A 20347-nucleotide genomic window follows, 5' to 3' on the forward strand; every position below is an offset into this window, starting at 1 on the left:
CGACAGGTACACGACGGACCGCGCCACGGGCGAGGAGTCGGCTGACCGGCTCGGCGCCGTGTCGCGGTTTTTTCCCGCCCGCTCCCCGGCCGCTCCAACGCCCGTCGGCGCGCGCGGCGAGATGCAATGCGGCGCCGCTTGCGCCCGCCTTTCGCTGTTGCCACCGCTGTTGCCACCGCTGCCACTTTTCGCCGTCAGGCATTCGATGACTCAACCCAGCTTCGCTCGCGTGGCCAGCCGGCCGCCGACCCTATCCCGCCACGCGGCCGACACCGCGCGGCTCGCCGCGCCGCTCGCGATCGCGCAACTGTCGCAAATGGCGATGAGCGTCACCGACACGATCCTGCTCGGCTCGCTCGGCCCCGATGCGCTCGCCGCCGGCGGCCTCGGCGCGAACCTCTTTTTCGTCGTCGTCACGCTGCTGCAGGGCGTGCTGACCTCGGTCAGCGTCAGCGTCGCGCACGCGCGCGGCGCGCGGGACGACGGCCGGGTACCGCATATTTACTGGACCGGTTTCGTGCTGTCGGTGCTGCTGTCGGTGCCGGCGTTCATCCTGCTGTCGTTCGCGTCGAGGATCCTGCTCGCGGTCGGCGAGCCGGGCCTGCTCGCGCACAACGTCGGCCGATACGCGGCGGTGTTGCGCTGGGGCGCACCCGCGAGCCTGATCGGCGTCGGCCTGATGCGCTCGTTTCTGCCGGCGATCGGCGCGGCACGGCGCCTGTTGTGGGTGTCGATCGCGAGCGTCGGCGTGAACGGCTTCCTGAACTACGGGCTCATCCACGGCGCGTACGGGCTGCCGCGGCTGGGTTTTCTCGGCTCGGCGGCCGCGACCACGATCACCGTGTGGCTGACCGCGCTCGTGCTGATGGCGCTGCTGCATCTGCGGCCGCGCTTCCGCCATTTCGTCGTCGCGACGCGGCCGAAGCTGCCGTTGATGGGCGAATTGTTCGGCATCGGCTGGCCGGTCGCGATCACCTACGGCGTCGAGTCGACGCTGTTCCTCGCCACTGGCCTGATGGTCGGCCTGCTCGGCGAATCGCAACTGGCCGCGCATCAGATCGCGCTGAACGTCGCGTCGGTCGCGTTCATGGTGCCGCTGTCGATCGGCCAGGCGGCCAACGTGCGGGTCGGCTACTGGGCCGGCGCCGGTCAGCCGCTCGCCGCGCGCCACGCGGGCTTCGTCGCGCTCGCACTCGGCGTCGGCTTCATGTCGATGTCGGGCCTCGTGCTGATCACCGCGCCGCACTGGATCGTCGGTCTGTATCTGCATCTGGACGACCCGGCCAACGCCCCGACCATCGCGCTCGCCAGTTCGCTGCTCGGCGTGGCGGCGATTTTCCAGATCGTCGACGGGATGCAGGCGGTGGGCTCCGGTTGTCTGCGCGGCCTGAAGGACACGCGCGTGCCGATGATCGCCGCCGCGTTCGGCTACTGGGTGATCGGTTTTCCGACCGGCTATCTGCTCGCGTTTCACGCCGGCCTCGGCGCGCGCGGCTTGTGGTGGGGGCTCGCCGCAGGTCTTGCGAGCGTCGCGCTGCTGATGACGCTGCGTTTTCACAGGCTGAGCCGGCGGCAGGCGCCGACGGCGGCATCGGCCACGCCGCCCGCGCGCTCGGTTCGAGCGAAGTAGCCGTACGCTCCACTCCTGAAGCACTCCCTGTAAAAGGTAAAATGGCCGCCGCGGCACGCGAGCGCTAACCCACGCTCACGCGCCACGAACCGCACGACGGCGCGCCTCACGAAGGCAGGCGCCGGACTGGCGCCGCTCGCGCGCTCACCATTGCCCGCTTCGCGTGCGGCTTCAATGGGCCGCCCGTTTTTGCCGCGCTTTCGCCACGGCGCTTGCCGTAGCCGCTTCACCCGCTTTGGCGCGGCAAACGCCGCAACGCCAGCCGCCAGCCGACACCCGGCCGCGCCGCAGCCCCACTTTCCCGCGATACAACATAACCAAGGACCACCCGCCATGCTTGCCCGTGTCACCCGCCTGTTCCCGCTCTGGGCCGTGCTCGTCTCGGTCGCCGCGTACTTCTCGCCGGCCTCGTTTTCCGGCGTTGCGCCGCACGTCACCACGCTCCTCACGATCATCATGCTGGCGATGGGCGTCACGCTGTCGGCCGGCGACTTCCTGCGCGTGTTTTCGCGGCCCGCGCCGGTGATCGCCGGCATCGTGCTGCACTACCTCGTGATGCCGCTCGCCGCGTGGGTCATCGCCCGGGCGCTGCGCATGCCGCCCGAGCTGACCGCCGGCATGGTGCTGGTCGGCAGCGTCGCCAGCGGCACCGCGTCGAACGTGATGATTTATCTCGCGCGCGGCGACGTCGCGCTGTCGGTGACGATCAGCGCGCTGTCGACGCTCGTCGGCGTGTTCGCGACCCCGCTGCTCACGCGCCTTTACGTCGACGCGTCGATCGTCGTCGACGTGCACGGCATGCTGATGAGCATCCTGCAGATAGTCGCGCTGCCGATCGTCGTCGGTCTCGTCGTCAATCATCTGTTCGGCAAGCTCGTGCGCAAGATCGAACCGATCCTGCCGCTCGTGTCGATGGTCGCGATCGTGCTGATCATCGGCGCGGTGGTGGGCGGCACGCAGAAGAGCATCGCGTCGGTGGGCCTCGTCGTGATGGTCGGCGTCATCCTGCACAACGGCATCGGCCTGCTCGGCGGCTACTGGGGCGGCCGTCTGCTCGGTTTCGACGAAGCCGTCTGCCGTACGCTCGCGATCGAAGTGGGCATGCAGAACTCCGGTCTCGCCGCGACGCTCGGCAAGCTCTACTTCACGCCGCTCGCCGCGCTGCCGGGCGCGCTGTTCTCGGTCTGGCACAACCTGTCGGGCTCGCTGCTCGCGGGAGTGTGGGCGGGTCGCCCGGCGAAAGGCTCGACCCATCCCGATGGCGAGCGCGCGCTGCGCGCCGGGCGGGTCTGATAGAGCGTCGGCGCGCCGCGGTTCGCATCAGGTGATGGATCACCGAACCGCGGCGCGCTCCCGACCGACGCGCGGCACGCTGCTGCGTTTGCGGACGAACGACGAACACGCGCCCCAATTCCCTTAGAATGGTTTTCTCGACAGCGTGCGCAGGCCTTCGCTGTCGCCACGCGAAAAGCTTGCAAAACAAGGGGAAAACAGCGTGCAGGGCCAATTCGAACAACCTCGGCGGGCCGCGCGCCGCCACTCGATAGTCAGCACGACGAGGCAATTTTTCCTGCTCTGTTGCGCGGCGGCATTGGTGACCGCCTGCGCGACGAAGCCGCCCGCCACCGCGTTCAACCGCCAGCTCACGCACGCACTCCCCGCCACCGCGGATACGCCGCTGCGCGAAGCGCTCGCGCCGTTCGAGGCGAAGCATCCGGAGCAGTCGGGCTTTCGCGTGCTGGCGAACGGCACCGACGCGCTGCAGATGCGCATCGCGCTCGCGCGCGCGGCGACCAGAACCCTTGACATGCAGTACTACATTGCCAACGAGGACACCACCGGCAAGCTGCTGCTCGGCGCCGCGCTGTATGCGGCCGATCACGGCGTGCGCGTGCGCATGCTGGTCGACGATCTGAACTTCAAGGACATCGACCGCATCATGGCGGGGCTGAACTCGCACGACAACATCGAGATTCGCGTCTTCAATCCGTTCGGCAGCGCCCAGCAGGGCATGTTCGAGCGCACCACGAACGTATTCACGCAGATCGGCCACTTCACGCGCCGCATGCACAACAAGGCGATGATCGCGGACAACCAGCTCGCGATCGTCGGCGGGCGCAATCTTGGCGACGAGTACTTCAGCGCCAGCGAAACGCTGCAGTTCCGCGACATGGACGTGCTCGCGGCGGGCCCGATCGTCGCCGACGTCTCAGCGAGTTTCGACGACTACTGGAACAGCGACCTCGCCTATCCGCTGCGTGCGCTGAACAAGCAGAAATTCGACCAGAAAGAACTCGACCAGACGCGCGACGACCTGCGCCACCACTGGCGCACCAATGCCGATCCGTACAACGCGAAACCGCTGAACGCGACGCCGCTCGCCGCGCAGATTACGAGCGAGCAGCTCGGCCTCACGTGGGCGGGTGCGGAATTCAGAGCGGACCTGCCGGAGAAGATCGCGCATCCGTCGCCGGACTACGTGAGCCCGCCGCTCGCGCGGCTGCGCGAACTGATGCGCGACGCGCAGCACGACTTCCTGATCGTGTCGCCCTACTTCGTGCCGCACGCGTCGGGCGTGCAGGCGGCCGGCGAGCTCACGCGCCGCGGCATCCGCATCGCAGTGCTGACCAACTCGCTCGCGGCTACCGACGCGGTCGCCGTGCAGGCCGGCTACAGCCCGTTCCGGGTGCCGCTGCTAAAGGCAGGCGTCGAACTGTACGAATTCAGGTCATACCAGGACACGCCGAACGTGGGGCTGGTCGGCTCGCGTTCGCGCGCGAGTTTGCATGCGAAGACTTATGTGATCGACCACCAGATTCTCGTCATCGGCTCGATGAACCTCGACCCGCGCTCGGCCAATCTGAACACCGAGCTCGCACTCGTGATCCACAGCCCCGAACTCGCGAATCAGGTCGCCGGCATCTTCGAGCGTGCCATCCAGCCCGATCACAGCTACCACGTGACGCTCGCCGACGCGGCCCAGCTCGCCTATCTGCGCTCGATCGGCGCGCCCCTGTCGCCGCTCGTCTGGACCGACGTCGAGAACGGCCAGACACGCACCTACATTTTCGATCCGCAGGCCGGTTTTTACCGGAATGCGCTAACGGGTCTATTCTCGTTATTGCCTGTCAACTCGGAACTTTGAGAAGCGGAGTCAACCATGACTGAAGACGTACGGATGGAGCGCGACACGTTCGGCGAAATCGCGGTGCCGAACGCCCGCCTGTGGGGCGCGCAGACGCAGCGCTCGCTGCAGAACTTCAAGATTTCGACGGAAAAGCAGTCGCCCGAGCTGGTCACCGCGCTCGCGGTGACCAAGCGCGCGGCCGCCGAGGTCAACCTCGGCCTCGGTGTGCTCGACGAGCAGAAGGCCCGCGCGATCATGCAGGCGGCCGACGAGATCATCGACGGCAAGCATCCGGACGAATTTCCGCTGGCGGTCTGGCAGACCGGCTCGGGCACGCAGACCAACATGAACCTGAACGAGGTGATCGCGAACCGCGCGAGCGAGCTGCTCGGCGGCGAGCGCGGCGAAGCGCGCAAGGTGCATCCGAACGATGACGTGAATCGCGGGCAGTCGTCGAACGACGTGTTTCCGACCGCGATGCACGTGGCTGCCGCGGATGCCATCGTCAAGCATCTGCTGCCCGCGCTGAAGACGTTGCGCGACACGCTCGACGGCAAGGCGAAAGCGTTCACCGACGTCGTCAAGATCGGCCGCACGCACCTGCAGGACGCGACGCCGCTCACGCTCGGCCAGGAATTCTCGGGCTATGTCGCGCAGCTCGAGCACGGCATCCGGCACGTCGAGTCGGCGTTGCCGCATCTGTACGAGCTTGCGCAGGGCGGCACCGCGGTCGGCACGGGACTGAACGCGCACCCGAAGTTCGCCGACGGCGTCGCCGCCGCGATCGGCAAGCTGACCGGTCTGCCGTTCGTGTCGGCGCCGAACAAGTTCGAGGTGATGGCAGCCGCCGACGCGCTGGTATTCGCGCACGGCGCGCTCAAAACGGTGGCCGCGAGCCTGAACAAGATCGCCAACGACATCCGCTGGCTCGCGAGCGGCCCACGCTGCGGTCTCGGCGAGCTGTCGATCCCCGAAAACGAGCCGGGCAGCTCGATCATGCCGGGCAAGGTCAATCCGACCCAGTCCGAAGCGTTGACGATGCTGTGCGCGCAGGTGTTCGGCAACGACGTCGCCGTGAACATCGGCGGCGCGAGCGGCAACTTCGAGCTCAATGTGTTCCGTCCGATGATCGCGCACAACGTGCTGCAGTCGGTGCGCCTGCTCGCCGACGGCGCGCACAGCTTCAACGACAACTGCGCGGCCGGCATCGAGCCGAATCACGAGCGCATCGATACCTTGCTCAACGAATCGCTGATGCTGGTGACGGCGCTCAATCCGCACATCGGCTACGACAAGGCCGCGCAGATCGCGAAGAAGGCGCACAAGGAAGGCACGACGCTGAAGGCGTCGGCGCTGGCGCTCGGCTATGTCACCGAGCAGCAGTTCGACGAGTGGGTGCGACCGAAGGATATGGTCGGACGCACCGCATGATGATGCGCGCTTAGATCTTTCCCTGCGCGACTTCTTCCGGCTTCAGCTCGACGATCGCGTCGAGCGCTTCCTTCACGTCCATCGCGTACCTGGCGAGGCGTTTCTGTTCGTCGGTCTCTGGCAGGAAGGCGGGCACCGGCACCGGATGGCCGTTCTCGTTGACGGCGACCATGACGACGAGACAGTCGGTGGTCTGCAGCAGCTCGCCGCCCTTCGGGTCGCCCGCGTGCACCGACACGTGGATGTGCATGCTGGTGCGGCCCGTCGCGACGACGCGCGCGCGCAGCTCGACCAGATTGCCGACGAGGATCGGCCGACGGAAACGGATATTGCCGACGCTGACCGTCACGCAATAGCGCCCAGACCATACCGCCGCGCATGCGTAGGCGGTTTCGTCGATCCACTTCATCAGCGCGCCGCCATGCACCTTGCCGCCGAAGTTGACCGAGGTCGGCTCGGCGAGAAAGCGGAAGGTGGTTTCCGAACGGTCCAGCGGTGCGGTGGGAACAGTGCTCATCTTGACTCCGGTCAATCGGATGCATTGAAAGGAGGCGATTATACGAGCGCAATATTGCGCGCGGCGCGGCGTCGATTGGGGACGCGGCGCGAAGCGCGCCGATGGGCCGAGGATGGGCCTAGTTGTGGACGCTGATCCCTGTGTCGACGGTGCCGTACATGTTGATGCTGCCGCTGCCGGCCGACCCCGAGCCGGCTCCGCCCCCCGCGCAGGCGCTGGACAGCAGAACCGCCGCGGCGACGGCGAGAAGAGTTTTCATCACATCGATTTCCTGCAAGGACAGGCTTCGATTCTAGCCTGGCGGCTCGCGACGACGCGCAAACGCGGACCGAGCCGGACACGTCCGTCGCATCGATTGTTCACGCGAAGCTGAAACATCGAATACCCGATGCGCGTAGAGTAGGAATCGTGGCGGCGGGCTTTGCGATTGGACCGCGCTGCCCTGTGCCGCCCATTCAGGAGACGCGCCATGACCGCCCCCCTCTTAGACGACCAGAACCACTTCCCCGGCCTGAGCCGCATCGGCGCGCTACTCGCCGATCCCGGCCGCGCCGCGATGCTGTGGGCGCTAATGGACGGCAGCGCCCGCCCAGCCGGCGAACTGACGATGATCGCGGGGCTGTCGCCATCGGCGGCGAGCGCCCATCTCGGACGGCTCACCGACGGCGGGCTGCTCGCGCTCGAAGTGCGCGGCCGGCATCGCTATTTCCGTATCGCGTCGGCGGACATCGCCGCATCGATCGAAGCACTCGCCAACGTCGCGCAGGTCAGCGCGCCACAGCGCTCCGTGCCGCGTCCGGCACGCACCGTGCCGCTAGAAATGCGCTATGCGCGCACCTGTTACGACCACATGGCAGGCGAGCTGTCGGTGCGCATGTTCGAGCGCATGCTCGAGCGCGGACTGCTGACGCAAGACGGCGCATCGCTCGAAGCGACCGCGCAGGGCGTCGCCCGCTTCGCCGACTGGGGCATCGATATGGCCGCGCAGAAGACCCGACGGCGGCGCTTCGCTTGCACCTGCCTCGACTGGAGCATGCGCCGGCCGCATCTGGGCGGCGCGCTCGGCGCGGCGTTGCTCGATGCGTGGTCGGCGCATGGCTGGGTCGAGCGGACCGAGCGGCCGCGCGTGCTGCGCGTCACGCCGGCCGGCCATCAACAGTTCGATGCGTTTCTGGCCGGATAGACCGTTCACCTGCCGGCGGCCCGACGTGGCGAGACCTTTTGTTACACGCCAGCGAATCCACCTTACAAATGAGCGAGTCTTGAAACATAGGCGGCGGGTACAGTGAGTGAACGGACCCGGCCCATTGCCGCGTCCGTCGGAGATCAGTCATGACACACGCCAAGCAGCCCGTGCAGCATGCCGGGATCCGACGCCGGATGAGCGGCTATACGCTGATCGCGGCCGCCGTCGCGCTCGCGGCGCAGAGCGCCCTGGCGCAGCAAGCGACACCCACGCCACAAGCCGCGGCGGCCGTCGGGCCGGGCGGCGATCCGTCGGGCGGCGCTCCGTCGGGCGGCGATCCGCCGGGGCGCGTCGCGCGGCTGAACTACACGGCCGGCGCCGTGACTACCGAGCCCGCCGGCGCGACCGACTGGTCGTACGCGCAGATCAACCGGCCGCTGACGACCGGCGACCAGCTATGGAACGACCAGAACGCACGCTCCGAGCTGCACATCGGCTCGACCGCGGTGCGCCTCGGCCAGAACACGAGCCTCGACGTGCTCAATCTCGACGACACGACCGCGCAACTGAAAGTCGCGCAAGGCACGCTATCGACGCGCGTGCGCGAGCTCGCGCCGGGCTCGTCGTATGAAATCGACACGCCGAACCTTGCGCTCGGCGTAAATGGTCCCGGCGACTACCGGGTCGACGTCGCGCCGGACGGCAGCAGTACGACCGTCACCGTGCGCAGCGGCAGCGCGATCGCGTACGGCGACGGCGGCCAGGTGCCGGTCGCGGCGGGTCAGCAGATCCGCTTTGCCGGCACCAGCCTGCAGCAGCTCGCCGACAACCGCGCCCCTGCTCTCGACGAACTCGACCAGTGGGCCGCCAGCCGCGACGCCGACGAAGACCGCTCGCTGTCGGCGCGCTACGTGTCGCGCGACATCCCCGGCTACGAGGACCTCGATGCCAACGGCACATGGCGCGAGACGCCGCAGTACGGCGAAGTGTGGGTGCCGAATGCGACGCCGGCCGGCTGGGCGCCGTATCACGACGGCCACTGGGTCTGGCAGGCGCCGTGGGGCTGGACCTGGGTCGACGACCAACCTTGGGGCTTCGCGCCGTACCACTACGGCCGCTGGGCCGAGGTCGACGGCACGTGGGCCTGGGTGCCAGGTCCGCTCGAAGCGGACGCGACGCCGGTCTATGCGCCGGCGCTGGTCGCATTCGTCGGCGACGACGACGGCGGTGTCGACTGGGGTGTGAACCTGGCGGTCGGCGGGGTCATCGCGGCGGGCGTCGCGTGGTTTCCGCTCGGGCCGGGCGAGCGGTGGCATCCGCATTGGGGCGGTCACGACCGCTGGAGCGCTGGGTACTACGACCGCGTGAACCGCACGACGATCGTCAACGACTACCGCCGCAACGTGAACATCCGCAACACATACGTGAACTATCGCGTGCCGGGCGGTGTGACAGCCGTGCCGGCGACAGCGTTCGTGCACGGTCAGCCAGTCCGACGCTTTTCGCAGAAGGTCGATCCGGCGCAGTGGCGCAACGCGCGGATCAACCCGGGCGCACCGGGGATCGCGCCGGTGCGCGAAAGCTTCGGGTCGGATCTGCGGCGCGCGAACTACCGGCCACCGGCGAGCGTCGTCGGCCGGCCGGTCGTCGCGACTCGCAATCCCGTCATGCCGGCCGCTTATCACGACGAGCTCGCGCAGCGCTTCGCGCAAAGCGGCGGTCGGGTGCCCGGCGGCGGCCAGCCGGTCGTGCGCACCGCGGTGCCGGCGCATATGACCGGCGCACCGAGCGCGCTGCCGGTGGCGAACGTGCGGGTCGTGCAATCGCATGTGCCGGGACGTCCGCCGGGGATGGCCGCGGGTGCGCCTGGCGCGCCTGGCGCAATGGGCGGTAACGGCCCGCATGGCGTCGAGCAGGCTGGCCAGCGGCCCAGCGAAGCCGGCGTCGTGGGGCCGCATGGCGAAGCGCCGCAAGCGCGTCAGGGCATGCCGCCGCAGACGGTCGGCAAGCCGCGTCCGCCGCAGTCTGGCGAGAGCGGGCTCGCGGGCAATATGGGCCATCCGTCGAATGGTGTGCCGCGGCCGCCGCAAGCAGCCGGTGGGAATTCAGCCAACGCGGCGGCGTACGCACCGCAGCGCGGCGCGCCGCAGGAATGGGGCGCGGTCGGCAGGTCTCAGCCGGCATGGACGCAGCCGCATACCCCGATGGCGCAGCAGGCACCGCGCATGGCGCAACCGGGCGGCCCGCAACAGCCGAGCTTCGCGCAACAGGCCGGTGTGCCCCATCCGCCGGACAACCCGGCTGCGCAGCAACAGGCGCGTGTGCCAAACTCGCATCCGCCTGTGACGCAACAGGCGCCGCACGCCCTCCCGCCGCAGCAACCGCGTCCCGAACCACAAATGCAGCAGGCGCAACAGCGGCGTGTCGAACCGCGTCCGCAGCCGATGCCGCAAGCCCCTCGCCCCGAACCGCAGTTCCGGCAGGCGCAGCAGCCGCATTTCGAACCGCGTCCGCAGCCGATGCCGCAAGCCCGGCCCGAGCCGCGTCCGCAGATGCAGCAGCCACGCCCCGAACCGCGGCCCCAGCAGGTGCAGCAGCCACGTCCGCAACCCCAGCCGCAACCGCAACATGCCGAGCAGCACCAGGGCGGCGGCAATCGCGACGAGCATCACAAGAGCTAAGCAGCACGCCTGCCGTCCCGGCAACAATAAAGCCCCGCGATGCAAACCATCGCGGGGCTTCTGTTATTCGACGACGACAAGGGCGAGCGCTACCGCCCCGCTCCCACCGACATCAGATCGCCATCGGCGCCGTCAACGGCTCGTGATGCCGATAGCCGACCAGAGAGAAATCCGCAGGCTCGATCGTCTCGAGCCATTCCGGCTCGTACACGCCGGTCTTCGCGTAGTCGGGCACGCGATCGGAAATCGCGAGCCGCGGACTCTCGTACGGCTCGCGCTCGAGCTGCTGGTGCAGCATATCGAGCTGATTCTCGTAGATATGCGCATCGCCGATGAAATAGCTGAACCAGCGCGGCGTATAGCCCGTCAGCCGTCCGACCAGATGCAGCAGCGCCGCGCCCTCGGTCAGATTGAAGGGCGTGCCAAGCCCGACGTCGTTGCTGCGGATATACAGGCATAGCGAAATTTCGCGGCGCGTAACGTTCGGCAGAAACTGGTACAGCAGATGGCAAGCCGGTAGAGCGATCTGGTCGAGCACGGCCGGGTTCCAGGCATGGAACAGAATGCGTCGATCGGCGGGGTTCTGCATGATCGTGTCGAGACACTGGCGCAGCTGGTCGATCGCCTTGTAAAGCAGCACCTTCGAGCGGCCTTCTTCGTCGAACTGCGTGATCACGCGAAAACCGCGCGCCTGCGCGTCAGCGAGTTGCGCACTTGCGCTGGCGTCGAGCACCTTGTAGGCCGGCCACTTGCGCCATTGCACGCCGTAGACATCACCGAGATCATCCGGGCCCTCGCGATACGGATTGGCGAGCCACTGCGCGTTCTGATTCGCGTTCCCGTCCCACACCTTGCAGCCGAGCTCGCGGAAATCCGCGGCGCTGCGCGAAGCACGCAGAAACCCGACCAGCTCGCCGATCGCCGACTTGAACGCGAGCTTCTTAGTCGTGACCGCTGGAAAGCCTTGTTGCAGATCGAAGCGCAGCATCGCGCCGGGCATGCTGATGGTGCGGATGCCGGTGCGGTTTTCCTGCCACGTGCCGGTGTCGAGAATCGTACGGACGAGGTCCAGGTATTGTTTCATGCAGTTTCCTTCGGCGCGGCGCGAACCCGATCAGGCGCGCACACGGAATTGAGCAAAACCCGATTCTAGCAAGCGCGACCGCACGCCGCCGGGGCATGGCGCGCCGCATGGGGAATATCGAGGGAAATATCAGACGGAAAGGAAAACACCGCGGTACGCGATATACGGGCAGCAAATACGTGCATGCAAAAGTGCTTCGACGCGACGCTTGCTGGCGGCGTCGCTGCGCCCGGAAGGCACAGTCAATCCGTCCGAACCGGCACAGCCCGAGACCCCCGGCGACGCGCCAGACCTTCACATGCCACGTCGCCCGTCTCGCCGCTCGCCCGCGCCGCCTACAGATGCTGCACCGACGCCGGCAAATCGCCGTGCGGCGGCGCCATCGGCTCACCTTCCATATGACGCATGCCGTGCGAGCACAGCAGCCGGTACAGCGTTACTCGCGAGATGCCAAGTTCCTGCGCCGCGTCTCCGAGCCGCCCGCGATGCCGCAGCAACGCAAGCTCGATCGCCTGACGCTCGGCCGCTTCGCGCGCCTGCGCGAGCGACACCGGCACGATCTCGACGTATTCGGCAAGTTCGAGGTCGCGCGCGGTGATCGCGCGTCCCTCCGACATCACGATCGCGCGCCGCACCCGATTGATCAGTTCGCGCACGTTGCCGGGCCAGCCGTAGTTATGCAGCGCGGCGATCGCGTCGGGCGCGAAGCCACGCAGGCGGCGGCTCGCATCCTTCTTGAAACGTTCGAGCATGTGCCGCGCGAGCAGTTCGATGTCCTTGCCGCGCGCGCGCAGCGGCGGCTCGTCGATCTGCAGCACGCAGAGGCGGTGATAGAGGTCGGAACGGAAGCGCCCTTCGATCATCGCTGCGGTCATGTCCACGTGCGTGGCCGAAATGATGCGCACGTCGACGTCGATCGCGCTATGGCCGCCGAGCCGCTCGACCTTGCGCTCCTGCAGGAAGCGCAATAGGCTCGCCTGGCTTTCGAGCGGCAGATCACCGATTTCGTCGAGAAACAGCGTGCCGCCGTTGGCCGCCTCGACCCGGCCGATCTTGCGCTGGTTCGCGCCGGTGAACGCACCGCGCTCGTAGCCGAACAGCTCCGATTGCAGAAGATGCGGCGGGATCGCACCGCAATTGATCGGCACGAACGGCGCGTTGCGCCGCGCCGAGCGTTCATGAATGGCGACTGCCGTCAGCTCCTTGCCGGTACCCGATTCGCCGGAGATGAACACCGGCGCGTCGGTCATCGCGACCTTGCGGATCGAGCGGAACAGCGCGAGCATCGCGTCGCACGAGCCGACCATCTCGCCCTCGGCGCCTTGCGAGCCGTCGTGCGACGCCGTTTCGCTCAGCGAGATCATGCCGTACGCATGACCGACCGAGTCGACAATACGGTCGCCAGAAGACGGCACAGTCACGTAATCGAAACAGTAGTCGCGCACGAGCCGGCGCAACGCGGCGTCCTGGAGTTGGCCAGGCGTAGTGGCAGCGACCCAGCCGACGTTCGGCATGGTCAAACAGGATTCAAAAGCGGCGATTTCGTGCGGCTGGAAATCACTGGACAGATCGAGCAGGCCGCCAGCAGCCGTGCCGGTGCGCACTGCCCGGCGCGCGTCGCGCGCCGATCCCACGACTTCGACATGCCAGCCACGCTGCATAAAACGCGTATTCAGTTCCGCGCTCGGGTCACGCGAAACGTAAATCAGTTGCCGCGTTGCGGGTTCCATTATTCAGATCCTCTCGCCAACGAACGTTAAGGACGACGCATGCACCTGAAATTGCGGTTCAGACACGCTGACTCGTCCAGGATTCGCGAATCGCAAAACCCGAACGGCCATTCCATTCCGTGCGGACAGCTGATCCCCAAGAAAGCGGCGTGTGTGTTCGAGACGGCCCGATATGGGCCTTTTTTAAATCTGAAGCTGTTTTCGAGAGCTTACTATACGCGCGCCGCTTCGAAAACAATTATGCGAATTTAATCGATTGATCCGTTGCCCATCAAGGCTTAGCGGCCGATCGCGATTTATTCAGCCGACAAATCAAACATTAGTGGAAGCGCTTTTCGTGGCGTTCTCGCGACAGTATTTCGTACCTCGCGGATTAACGAATTATAGGTATTTTCTGCTGATCCGTTTCAGGGTTGCAACGTTTTTTCCCGATTTGGAACGCATTAGTCATGTTTGCGCTGGTTGGCGCCAGACGTATCAATGGATTGCGAGCGATGGCACACGTTTCGCTAATTGGCGTGCACCAGGGAGACACATCATGCGACTCGCATTGCGCATCGATCTGATAAGCCGCCGCGCACCATATTTCGCGATCTGCGCAGCTCTCGCGTTCAGCGCCCTGCCGGCGAGTGCCGGCACGCCGACAGCGCAAGCCGCCCCGGCGCGATTCGCCACGCTGACGGATTCCAGCGATGCCGCCGACCCCGCCTCCGCCAGCCTGCAAGCCACCACGCCGGTTGCCGCGGAGGACGACAGCCAGGTTGCCGCCAACCCGTCGACCCCGGCTGCCGATGCTGCATCCATGAACGATATTTCGCTCGACGACCAGATGCTGTCGCGGCAACGCGGCGGCGCGGTCGGCATGTTGATGGTCGCCGCGACGCCCCGGTTGATGCAAAGCGGCGGCAACCAGGTGACGTTGTGGGACGAGATCGCGCCACCCTCGCCGCTGCCGGTGCCCGTCGATGCCGCGCGCGCCGCCCAGGGCAACGTCGCGACATACCAGCGCAAGTAAGCAGGACGAAGCCACGAACAGACGGCAAATAACCAGGCAATGCAGGACCGGTGGCCGCGCGAGCAGTGACGCGCCCCACGACGGCGGGACACAGGCAACAAGAGAGAAGGGACCGGGACATGAGTACGAACCAACAGACGCCGCACGCCCTCGGGCTGCCGGCGGCGTCGTTCAGCAACGCTCCCGTCTTGCCGCGCGCCGCCTCGGCCGGCACCGCCCTTCTCGCCAGCGTCCTCGTCACCGTCTGCTTCACGAGCCATGCCTATGCCGAGCAGGTTGCCAATCCGGGCGACCTCGTCGTCGAGCGCAGCGTCACGCCGCGCGACGCGTTCGTCCCCGTGCCGCGCGACCAGGACCCGGTCGCCGTGCGCGCCACCACGTTCCCGGCCAACTCGTTCGATCCGACGATCGCGACGCTCGTCGGCGACACCGATCTGACGAACGCGCACGGCTCGAACGGCGTCGCCGCCGGCGGCGTACTCGGCGGCACCGGCATGCAGGCCGTCACGCAGATCCTCTCCGGCAAGGCGACCGGCAACACGATCCCGCTGAACTCGGGCGGCATCGGCGGACCGGCGACGGGCGTCGGCGGCACGATCAGCTCGTCGGTGACGGGCGCGCTCGCGCCGCTATCGAACGTCCTCGGCGGCGCGCTCGGAGGTCTGAAATGAGCACACGCCTGCGCCCCTCGCTGCGCTCGCGGCAAATCGCTGCGGCACGCCCGGCCCTGCGCGTCTGCGCGTGCCTGTGCATGGGCGTCGCTGCGTTCGTCGCCGGCGCGGCTCACGCGCAGGCGCAAGCGGTGCCCATCGTCGGCGCCATCGCGACGATCGGCACCGGCGCGGGCATGGGCGCGACGGGCGCGCTCACGGTCAACGAAACGGCTGGCCTCGACAACGCGCAGGCCAACCAGATCACGGTGACGAACGGCGCCGCGGTCGGCAACGCGAACGCGAGCGTGCAAAGCGCGTCGGTGGCCGCGAACGTGCCGCGCGCGCAGGCGTCGATCGAAGCCAATGCGTTTTCGAACACATCCGGCGCGGTGCTGGTGAACCAGTCGGCCGGAGCAGGGAATCTGCAGCGCAACAGCACCCAGATCGGGACTGCGGCGCTCGGAGTCGAGACCGTCTCGGATGGGGAGCTATCCGCGACGGCCCCGAAAAACGGCAGTCCGGGGCAGTCGAACGCGATTCACGGCGTGCGCGAGGCAAGCATTTCCAGCGATGCCTTGCGCAACGCGAACGGAATCGTGCAGGTCAACCAGGCAGCCGGCGCCGGTAATGCCACGGCAAACAGTTTTGTGCTCCGTCCCCCGGCGGGCACTTTTTTTAACTGACCACACTTAAGTATCGGAGCGAATCATGAAGCGCACTCTTATTGCCACGGCCGTTCTCGTTGCCGCGTCCGGCAGCGTGCTTGCCGCGCCGCAGAAGGCCTACCTGTTCAATACGACGGTCGTCGGCGAGATGGTCGGCGTCGAAGGTCTGGTCGGACTGTTTGGCTGCGTGCATGTCTCCAGCACGGCTAACGCGGTGATCAACAACAATCAGACCGTCAACGTGAATGCGACGCTCGATCCGCAGGCGCAGACCTACACCAGCGGCAACGTGACCACGACCCTGAACAACAGCACAACGTCGGTCAGGGGCGGCGGCTCGGCATTCGCGTTCACGACGCAAAACCATACGTCGTCGAGCTCGGGCTCGCAGGGCTTCGAAGCCTCCGGCGGCTATGCGTACGGCAGCCAGAGCGCGAGCGTGACGAGCGGCGGCTATGAAACCAGCCAGCAGGCAGCCGGCATTGCGGGCAGCTTCTCGCACACAAGTCAGAACTCGGGCGGCCATCTGTCGGCCGGCGGCTCGATCGGCGGCAGCTACAGCTATCAGGACCACAACACGTTCTCGCACGGCAGCGGCTCGTTCAGCGCCCGCGGCGGCCTGCAGGCCGGTTATCGCGAATCGAGCTACGCGAACTCGTCGGGCGTCGCCGGCGGCTTCGAAGCGAGCGAAGCGTCCGGGCAAAGCCGTTCATGGGGCTTCAGGGCGAGCGAAGGCTCCGGCTATGCGATGGTCGGCGAGCAATCGTCGGGCTACTCGCGCAGCCGCTCGTCGTCGAGCGACTCGTATGGCGCCGCCTGGGGCATCGACGCAGGCATGTCGACGACCGACGTGACGACGCGCGGCTCGATCACGCAGCACATCAACAACGAAGCTGCCGCCACGCTGAATGCAACCACCGGCACCAACGCAGCCAGCAACGTGTCGGGCAACCTCGGCATCAACATCGCGGAAGGCATCGACAACGCGCAGAGCAACGACGTGTCGCTCGCCTCGGTCGACGTCGGCAACGTGTTCGGCAACGCGCAGGCCTTCAACGTGCAGTCCTCGGGCGGCAGCGCAACGATCCACAACTTCAATCTGAACGCGTCGGTCGGCAACGGGTCGCTGTCGGGTGTGACGGGCAACGTCGGCGTGAACATCGCTTCCGGTATCGGCAACGCGCAGGACAACGCGCTTGCCGGCGCCGTGACGACGACCTCGCCGGGCAAGGCGCTGACCACCGCGATGGATGCGACGGACGACAACTCGCAATCCGCGACGATGACCGTCCACGGGCAATTCCAGGGCACCGCGAGTCTGGGTGCCGATACGCTGAAAGGCGCCTCCGGAAACATCGGCGTGAACATCGCCGGCGGCGCGGGCAACTTGCAGCACAACGGCCTCGCCATCGCGGCGCTGAACAGCGGCAAGTAAGCCGACGACGCGGCGAGCGCGGGCAAGCAGAAGAAGCACAAAGCAGTCGGAGGGGCGCGCCGGCAGCCATCGAAGCTGCCGGCGCGGATCGGGCAGGAGACCAGCATGACCGGGTTCAAGGGGTTCCCGGCGCTACCGTTCGCCGTAGCGCTGGCAGGGTGCGTGCTGTGCGCGGATCACGCCGCCGCACAGTCGAGCATCGACACGTCCACGTTCGTCGGCGTGCCATTGACGAAGACGGTCCGTTCGATGAAGGACCTGCGCTACAACCACATCGTCAATCAGCAATTCGATTACAGCTGCGGCGCCGCGGCGCTCGCCACCCTCCTCAAGTACGGCTACGGCATCGATATTCCGGAAACCGAACTGATTCGCCGGATGATGGTCTTTTCAACCCCCGAAGTCGTCGTCAAGAACGGCTTCTCGATGCTCGACATGAAGCACTTCGTCGAGACCATCGGACTGCGCGGCCGCGGCTTTCGCGTCAACGTCGAAGCGCTCCACCATCTTCAGATCCCCGTGATGGTCCTGATGAACATCGACGGCTACGAGCATTTCGTGATCGTCAAGCATGCGCAGGACGGCCGCGTGTTCATCGCGGACCCGGCGCTCGGCAATCGCATCGTGCTCGAAGAGGACTTCGCGAAGACCTGGAACGGTCTCGTGTTCGCGGTCCTCGGCAAACCCTTCAGGGAGGATTCACCACTGTTGCAGGACAACGAGTCGCTCGCGCTGAAGCTGCGCGCCGCTGCGCTGGCAGCCGGCACCGCCGCGACTCCCTTTTTCGAGTACGGCTTGAACAAGGCAGACATGTTCTGATCCCGCCATGAAGTCACACTTCACACAGCTTGGGTTCGTGCTCTGCACCATCGCCTGCGGCGCAGGCGGCCTTGCCCACGCTTCGGAGGGCGCCGCCTCGCCACCGGCTCCCGAACTTTCGATACCGCCAGAGCCAGGCGCCGCGCCCCTGCGGGTGCAACTCGTCGGCGACGACGTGCTCGCGACCCAGACCGGCAAATACGCCGGCGCGACGATGATCTCCGGCTTCGTGCTGAACGTCATTTCGCAATGGCAGTTGCCCAACGGCGCGAGCGCGCTCGCCCAGGGATCGCTGAGCGCGGTGCAGAACGGCGGCGGCCAGCTCACGAGCTCCGTCAGCACGTTCGCCAGCGTGAGCGGCGGCGCGCACGGCCAACCAGGCGATTCGGGCGCCAACCCGAATGCCCAGGCGCGCGGCGGCCAGAGCGTCGGCGTCAATGGCGTGTCGCAGGTCACCCAGGTCGCGGGCGATCGAAACAGCGGCACCAACACCGCGCTAATCGACTTCAACAACAGCGCCGTGACGCTGACGGGCTCCGCCAACGCGCCGTCGGCATCGGCCAGCAATTCGACCGGCTCCGTGAAAGCCGGCATTTCGTTCGGCAGCAACGGCGTGAACGTGGCGCTGCAGACACCCGCTGGGCTCGCCACCCAGACCATCGCACCGAGCAACGGGCAGATCGCCCAGTTGCTGCAGATTGCAGGCAATAACCAGCAAGTCGCCAACACCCTGCAACTGCATCTGCAAACCCAGCAGATGTCGGCTTCGATGCTTCGTCAGTTAGGCGTACTGCAGGCACTGCAAAACAGGAGATGACGAAGCGGGCCGCCGCCCGCCAGTTGCAGCAAAAGCAGTAAAGAAACGGCCGCGCAGTCGGCACCGCGCGGCCGGACCACCGGGGGAGCAAAAATGAAAAAAGTGTCATCGACCAGGGCACCGCGCATGGCTCTCGCGGCCATTCCGGCCGCCGTCATGCTGTGGGCTCTTTCTCAGTCGGCGAGCGCGCAGGCGCTCGCCGGTCAATCCGTGGAGGACCGTCTGAACACGCTGATGCGCGTCGTCGACGAGCAGCAGCGGCAGATCCATTCGCTCGAACGGCAGGTCACCGAACTCGAGATGGCGCAGCGCGGACGCGGCGTGCCGGGCGCCGGCGCCCCCGCGGGCAGCGACACGGTGGCCGAGCAGCCCGGCGCCGACGGCCTGCCGGTGCCGCTGCCGCCGCTCGCGCAGATCGCGCCCGGCGCGCCCGCGCCGGCGGGCACCACCGGCACCGCGACCGGCGTGCCGGTCAATCCGCCGACGCCGGACGGCAGCAATGCAGGCAACGCCAGCGCCGGCGGCCTGCCCGCCGCCACCGACGGCAGCGGCGCGGTCGGCCGGACCCAGCGCGCGAACGAACCGGTGCGCACGCAGGCCGAGCAGGCGGTCGTGCAACGCGAGCATGCGCCGCTCTTCGACCACAAGCTGACGATGGACTTCGGCATCAGCGACACCTACTACGACCGTCGCCAGTTGCAGTTGTCGGGCTTCCTCGCGCTCGACGCGATTTTCCTCGGCAACATCAACCTCGGCCAGACCAAGTCGCACCAGGTGATGGCGGACCTAGACACGCGCTACGGCGTGTCCGACCGCATCAATGTCGACGTCGACGTGCCGTACGTGTATCGGCGCAGCACCTTCATCGTCGGCGGCGCGGGCGGCGCGGCGAGCACGCTGTCGGACGCGACGGTGTCGAGTCACGACATCGGCGACGTGAACTTCGGCATCTACTACCAGTTCGTCAGGGAAACCAATGCCTTGCCGGACGTGGTCGGCAGTCTGCGCGTGAAGGCGCCGACCGGCAGCTCGCCGTTCGGCGAAAAAGTCGTGCAGGTCGACGCGGACAACACCAACCTCGTCGCGCCGACCAGACTGCCGACCGGCACCGGCTTCTGGAACATCACGGCGGGTCTGTCGGTGCTGAAGACCTACGACCCGGTCGTGCTGTTCGGCAGCGTTTCCTATACCTACAACCTTGCGCGTTCGTTCGCGGACATCTCGTCGGTGCAGGGACAAACCGAACCGGCGACGGTCAAGCTCGGCGACATCGTGCAGTTCGGCGGAGGCGTCGCGCTCGCGTTCTCCGACAAGGATTCGGCCAGCGTGTCGTTCACGATGGCGCTCGAACCCGCGTCGCAGACCAAGTCGCCGGGCGGCAGCTATCAGAAGGTGCCGGGCAGCGAAACCACGGCCGCGGCGATGAATTTTGGCCTGAACCACGTCGTGAACAAGCATCTGACCATCAACGGCTCGGTATCGATCGGACTCACACCCGACGCGCCGAACTTCGTGGTCGGCATGCGCTTTCCGTACACCTTCTGACGTGCCAACGAT

Annotated in this window: 17 protein-coding genes; 13 read left to right on the forward strand and 4 right to left on the reverse strand. The window is 67.0% G+C overall.

Going from position 1 to position 20347, the window contains the following annotated elements:
• Nucleotides 1-205: 205 nt before the first annotated feature.
• The 4 genes from OKW40_RS11190 to fumC all read left to right on the forward strand — a co-directional run bounded on the left by OKW40_RS11190 (nucleotide 206) and on the right by fumC (nucleotide 6188).
• A complete protein-coding gene (locus OKW40_RS11190; RefSeq protein ID WP_429489721.1) occupies nucleotides 206-1630 on the forward strand; it encodes an MATE family efflux transporter in 1425 nt (474 codons plus the stop codon).
• 333 nt (nucleotides 1631-1963) lie between these two features.
• The gene (gene panS / locus OKW40_RS11195; protein WP_429335094.1) at nucleotides 1964-2923 is read left to right on the forward strand and encodes a ketopantoate/pantoate/pantothenate transporter PanS; all 960 of its coding nucleotides are present in this window, start codon (nucleotides 1964-1966) and stop codon (nucleotides 2921-2923) included.
• A 250-nt stretch (nucleotides 2924-3173) separates the two neighbouring features.
• Nucleotides 3174-4775, forward strand: coding sequence for a phospholipase D family protein (locus OKW40_RS11200; protein WP_429491954.1), 1602 nt, complete (start codon nucleotides 3174-3176; stop codon nucleotides 4773-4775).
• 15 nt (nucleotides 4776-4790) lie between these two features.
• On the forward strand, nucleotides 4791-6188 hold the full coding sequence (fumC, locus tag OKW40_RS11205) for a class II fumarate hydratase (protein ID WP_429489723.1): 1398 nt from the start codon (nucleotides 4791-4793) through the stop codon (nucleotides 6186-6188).
• Between the two features lie 10 nt (nucleotides 6189-6198).
• Here fumC and OKW40_RS11210 read toward each other — a convergent pair whose 3' ends face one another.
• Nucleotides 6199-6705, reverse strand: a complete 507-nt coding sequence (locus tag OKW40_RS11210; protein WP_090801232.1) for an acyl-CoA thioesterase — start codon at nucleotides 6703-6705, stop codon at nucleotides 6199-6201.
• Nucleotides 6706-6823: 118 nt separating this feature from the next.
• On the reverse strand, nucleotides 6824-6964 hold the full coding sequence (locus OKW40_RS11215; RefSeq protein WP_167368602.1) for a hypothetical protein: 141 nt from the start codon (nucleotides 6962-6964) through the stop codon (nucleotides 6824-6826).
• A 210-nt stretch (nucleotides 6965-7174) separates the two neighbouring features.
• Here OKW40_RS11215 and OKW40_RS11220 point away from each other — a divergent pair, with 210 nt between their 5' ends.
• Together OKW40_RS11220 and OKW40_RS11225 are read left to right on the forward strand one after the other, a co-directional pair.
• Complete coding sequence (locus OKW40_RS11220; protein ID WP_184061380.1) at nucleotides 7175-7888, forward strand: ArsR/SmtB family transcription factor; 714 nt, start codon at nucleotides 7175-7177, stop codon at nucleotides 7886-7888.
• Nucleotides 7889-8037: 149 nt separating this feature from the next.
• Nucleotides 8038-10572 (forward strand): DUF6600 domain-containing protein, encoded by a 2535-nt coding sequence (locus tag OKW40_RS11225; protein ID WP_429489724.1) that lies wholly within the window; start codon nucleotides 8038-8040, stop codon nucleotides 10570-10572.
• 112 nt (nucleotides 10573-10684) lie between these two features.
• On the opposite strand, the gene OKW40_RS11230 is transcribed toward OKW40_RS11225, so the two are convergent.
• Together OKW40_RS11230 and OKW40_RS11235 are read right to left on the reverse strand one after the other, a co-directional pair.
• On the reverse strand, nucleotides 10685-11656 hold the full coding sequence (locus OKW40_RS11230; RefSeq protein ID WP_090801238.1) for a thymidylate synthase: 972 nt from the start codon (nucleotides 11654-11656) through the stop codon (nucleotides 10685-10687).
• 335 nt (nucleotides 11657-11991) lie between these two features.
• Nucleotides 11992-13386 carry a sigma-54 dependent transcriptional regulator gene (locus OKW40_RS11235; protein WP_184061377.1) on the reverse strand — a complete coding sequence of 465 codons (1395 nt, stop codon included), beginning with the start codon at nucleotides 13384-13386 and terminating at the stop codon, nucleotides 11992-11994.
• A 538-nt stretch (nucleotides 13387-13924) separates the two neighbouring features.
• Between OKW40_RS11235 and OKW40_RS11240 the strand changes: the two genes are divergently transcribed.
• From OKW40_RS11240 to OKW40_RS11270, 7 genes are all read left to right on the forward strand, one after another.
• The gene (locus OKW40_RS11240; RefSeq protein WP_429491956.1) at nucleotides 13925-14401 is read left to right on the forward strand and encodes a hypothetical protein; all 477 of its coding nucleotides are present in this window, start codon (nucleotides 13925-13927) and stop codon (nucleotides 14399-14401) included.
• Nucleotides 14402-14520: 119 nt separating this feature from the next.
• Nucleotides 14521-15072 carry a hypothetical protein gene (locus OKW40_RS11245; protein ID WP_184061375.1) on the forward strand — a complete coding sequence of 184 codons (552 nt, stop codon included), beginning with the start codon at nucleotides 14521-14523 and terminating at the stop codon, nucleotides 15070-15072.
• Nucleotides 15069-15737, forward strand: a complete 669-nt coding sequence (locus OKW40_RS11250) for a hypothetical protein (RefSeq protein WP_429355936.1) — start codon at nucleotides 15069-15071, stop codon at nucleotides 15735-15737. Before OKW40_RS11245 ends, OKW40_RS11250 begins: the two co-directional genes overlap by 4 nt.
• A 25-nt stretch (nucleotides 15738-15762) precedes the next feature.
• On the forward strand, nucleotides 15763-17154 hold the full coding sequence (locus OKW40_RS11255) for a hypothetical protein (RefSeq protein WP_429489726.1): 1392 nt from the start codon (nucleotides 15763-15765) through the stop codon (nucleotides 17152-17154).
• Nucleotides 17155-17259: 105 nt separating this feature from the next.
• Complete coding sequence (locus OKW40_RS11260; RefSeq protein ID WP_090801251.1) at nucleotides 17260-17973, forward strand: C39 family peptidase; 714 nt, start codon at nucleotides 17260-17262, stop codon at nucleotides 17971-17973.
• A gap of 7 nt (nucleotides 17974-17980) precedes the next feature.
• Nucleotides 17981-18790, forward strand: a complete 810-nt coding sequence (locus tag OKW40_RS11265) for a peptidase C39 (protein WP_429489728.1) — start codon at nucleotides 17981-17983, stop codon at nucleotides 18788-18790.
• A 93-nt stretch (nucleotides 18791-18883) separates the two neighbouring features.
• The gene (locus tag OKW40_RS11270) at nucleotides 18884-20335 is read left to right on the forward strand and encodes a hypothetical protein (protein WP_429489729.1); all 1452 of its coding nucleotides are present in this window, start codon (nucleotides 18884-18886) and stop codon (nucleotides 20333-20335) included.
• Nucleotides 20336-20347: the final 12 nt, after the last annotated feature.

Source organism: Paraburkholderia sp. RAU6.4a (genome assembly GCF_050435625.1).
Classification (GTDB): domain Bacteria; phylum Pseudomonadota; class Gammaproteobacteria; order Burkholderiales; family Burkholderiaceae; genus Paraburkholderia; species Paraburkholderia tuberum.

What these genes read in the sequence shown, in the direction of transcription:
- OKW40_RS11190 (WP_429489721.1), top strand. Translation starts at nt 206, where the DNA reads ATGACTCAACCCAGCTTCGCTCGCGTGGCCAGCCGGCCGCCGACCCTA.
- panS (WP_429335094.1), top strand. Translation starts at nt 1,964, where the DNA reads ATGCTTGCCCGTGTCACCCGCCTGTTCCCGCTCTGGGCCGTGCTCGTC.
- fumC (WP_429489723.1), top strand. Translation starts at nt 4,791, where the DNA reads ATGACTGAAGACGTACGGATGGAGCGCGACACGTTCGGCGAAATCGCG.
- OKW40_RS11210 (WP_090801232.1), bottom strand. Translation starts at nt 6,705, where the DNA reads ATGAGCACTGTTCCCACCGCACCGCTGGACCGTTCGGAAACCACCTTC.
- OKW40_RS11215 (WP_167368602.1), bottom strand. Translation starts at nt 6,964, where the DNA reads ATGAAAACTCTTCTCGCCGTCGCCGCGGCGGTTCTGCTGTCCAGCGCC.
- OKW40_RS11220 (WP_184061380.1), top strand. Translation starts at nt 7,175, where the DNA reads ATGACCGCCCCCCTCTTAGACGACCAGAACCACTTCCCCGGCCTGAGC.
- OKW40_RS11225 (WP_429489724.1), top strand. Translation starts at nt 8,038, where the DNA reads ATGACACACGCCAAGCAGCCCGTGCAGCATGCCGGGATCCGACGCCGG.
- OKW40_RS11230 (WP_090801238.1), bottom strand. Translation starts at nt 11,656, where the DNA reads ATGAAACAATACCTGGACCTCGTCCGTACGATTCTCGACACCGGCACG.
- OKW40_RS11235 (WP_184061377.1), bottom strand. Translation starts at nt 13,386, where the DNA reads ATGGAACCCGCAACGCGGCAACTGATTTACGTTTCGCGTGACCCGAGC.
- OKW40_RS11240 (WP_429491956.1), top strand. Translation starts at nt 13,925, where the DNA reads ATGCGACTCGCATTGCGCATCGATCTGATAAGCCGCCGCGCACCATAT.
- OKW40_RS11245 (WP_184061375.1), top strand. Translation starts at nt 14,521, where the DNA reads ATGAGTACGAACCAACAGACGCCGCACGCCCTCGGGCTGCCGGCGGCG.
- OKW40_RS11250 (WP_429355936.1), top strand. Translation starts at nt 15,069, where the DNA reads ATGAGCACACGCCTGCGCCCCTCGCTGCGCTCGCGGCAAATCGCTGCG.
- OKW40_RS11255 (WP_429489726.1), top strand. Translation starts at nt 15,763, where the DNA reads ATGAAGCGCACTCTTATTGCCACGGCCGTTCTCGTTGCCGCGTCCGGC.
- OKW40_RS11260 (WP_090801251.1), top strand. Translation starts at nt 17,260, where the DNA reads ATGACCGGGTTCAAGGGGTTCCCGGCGCTACCGTTCGCCGTAGCGCTG.
- OKW40_RS11265 (WP_429489728.1), top strand. Translation starts at nt 17,981, where the DNA reads ATGAAGTCACACTTCACACAGCTTGGGTTCGTGCTCTGCACCATCGCC.
- OKW40_RS11270 (WP_429489729.1), top strand. Translation starts at nt 18,884, where the DNA reads ATGAAAAAAGTGTCATCGACCAGGGCACCGCGCATGGCTCTCGCGGCC.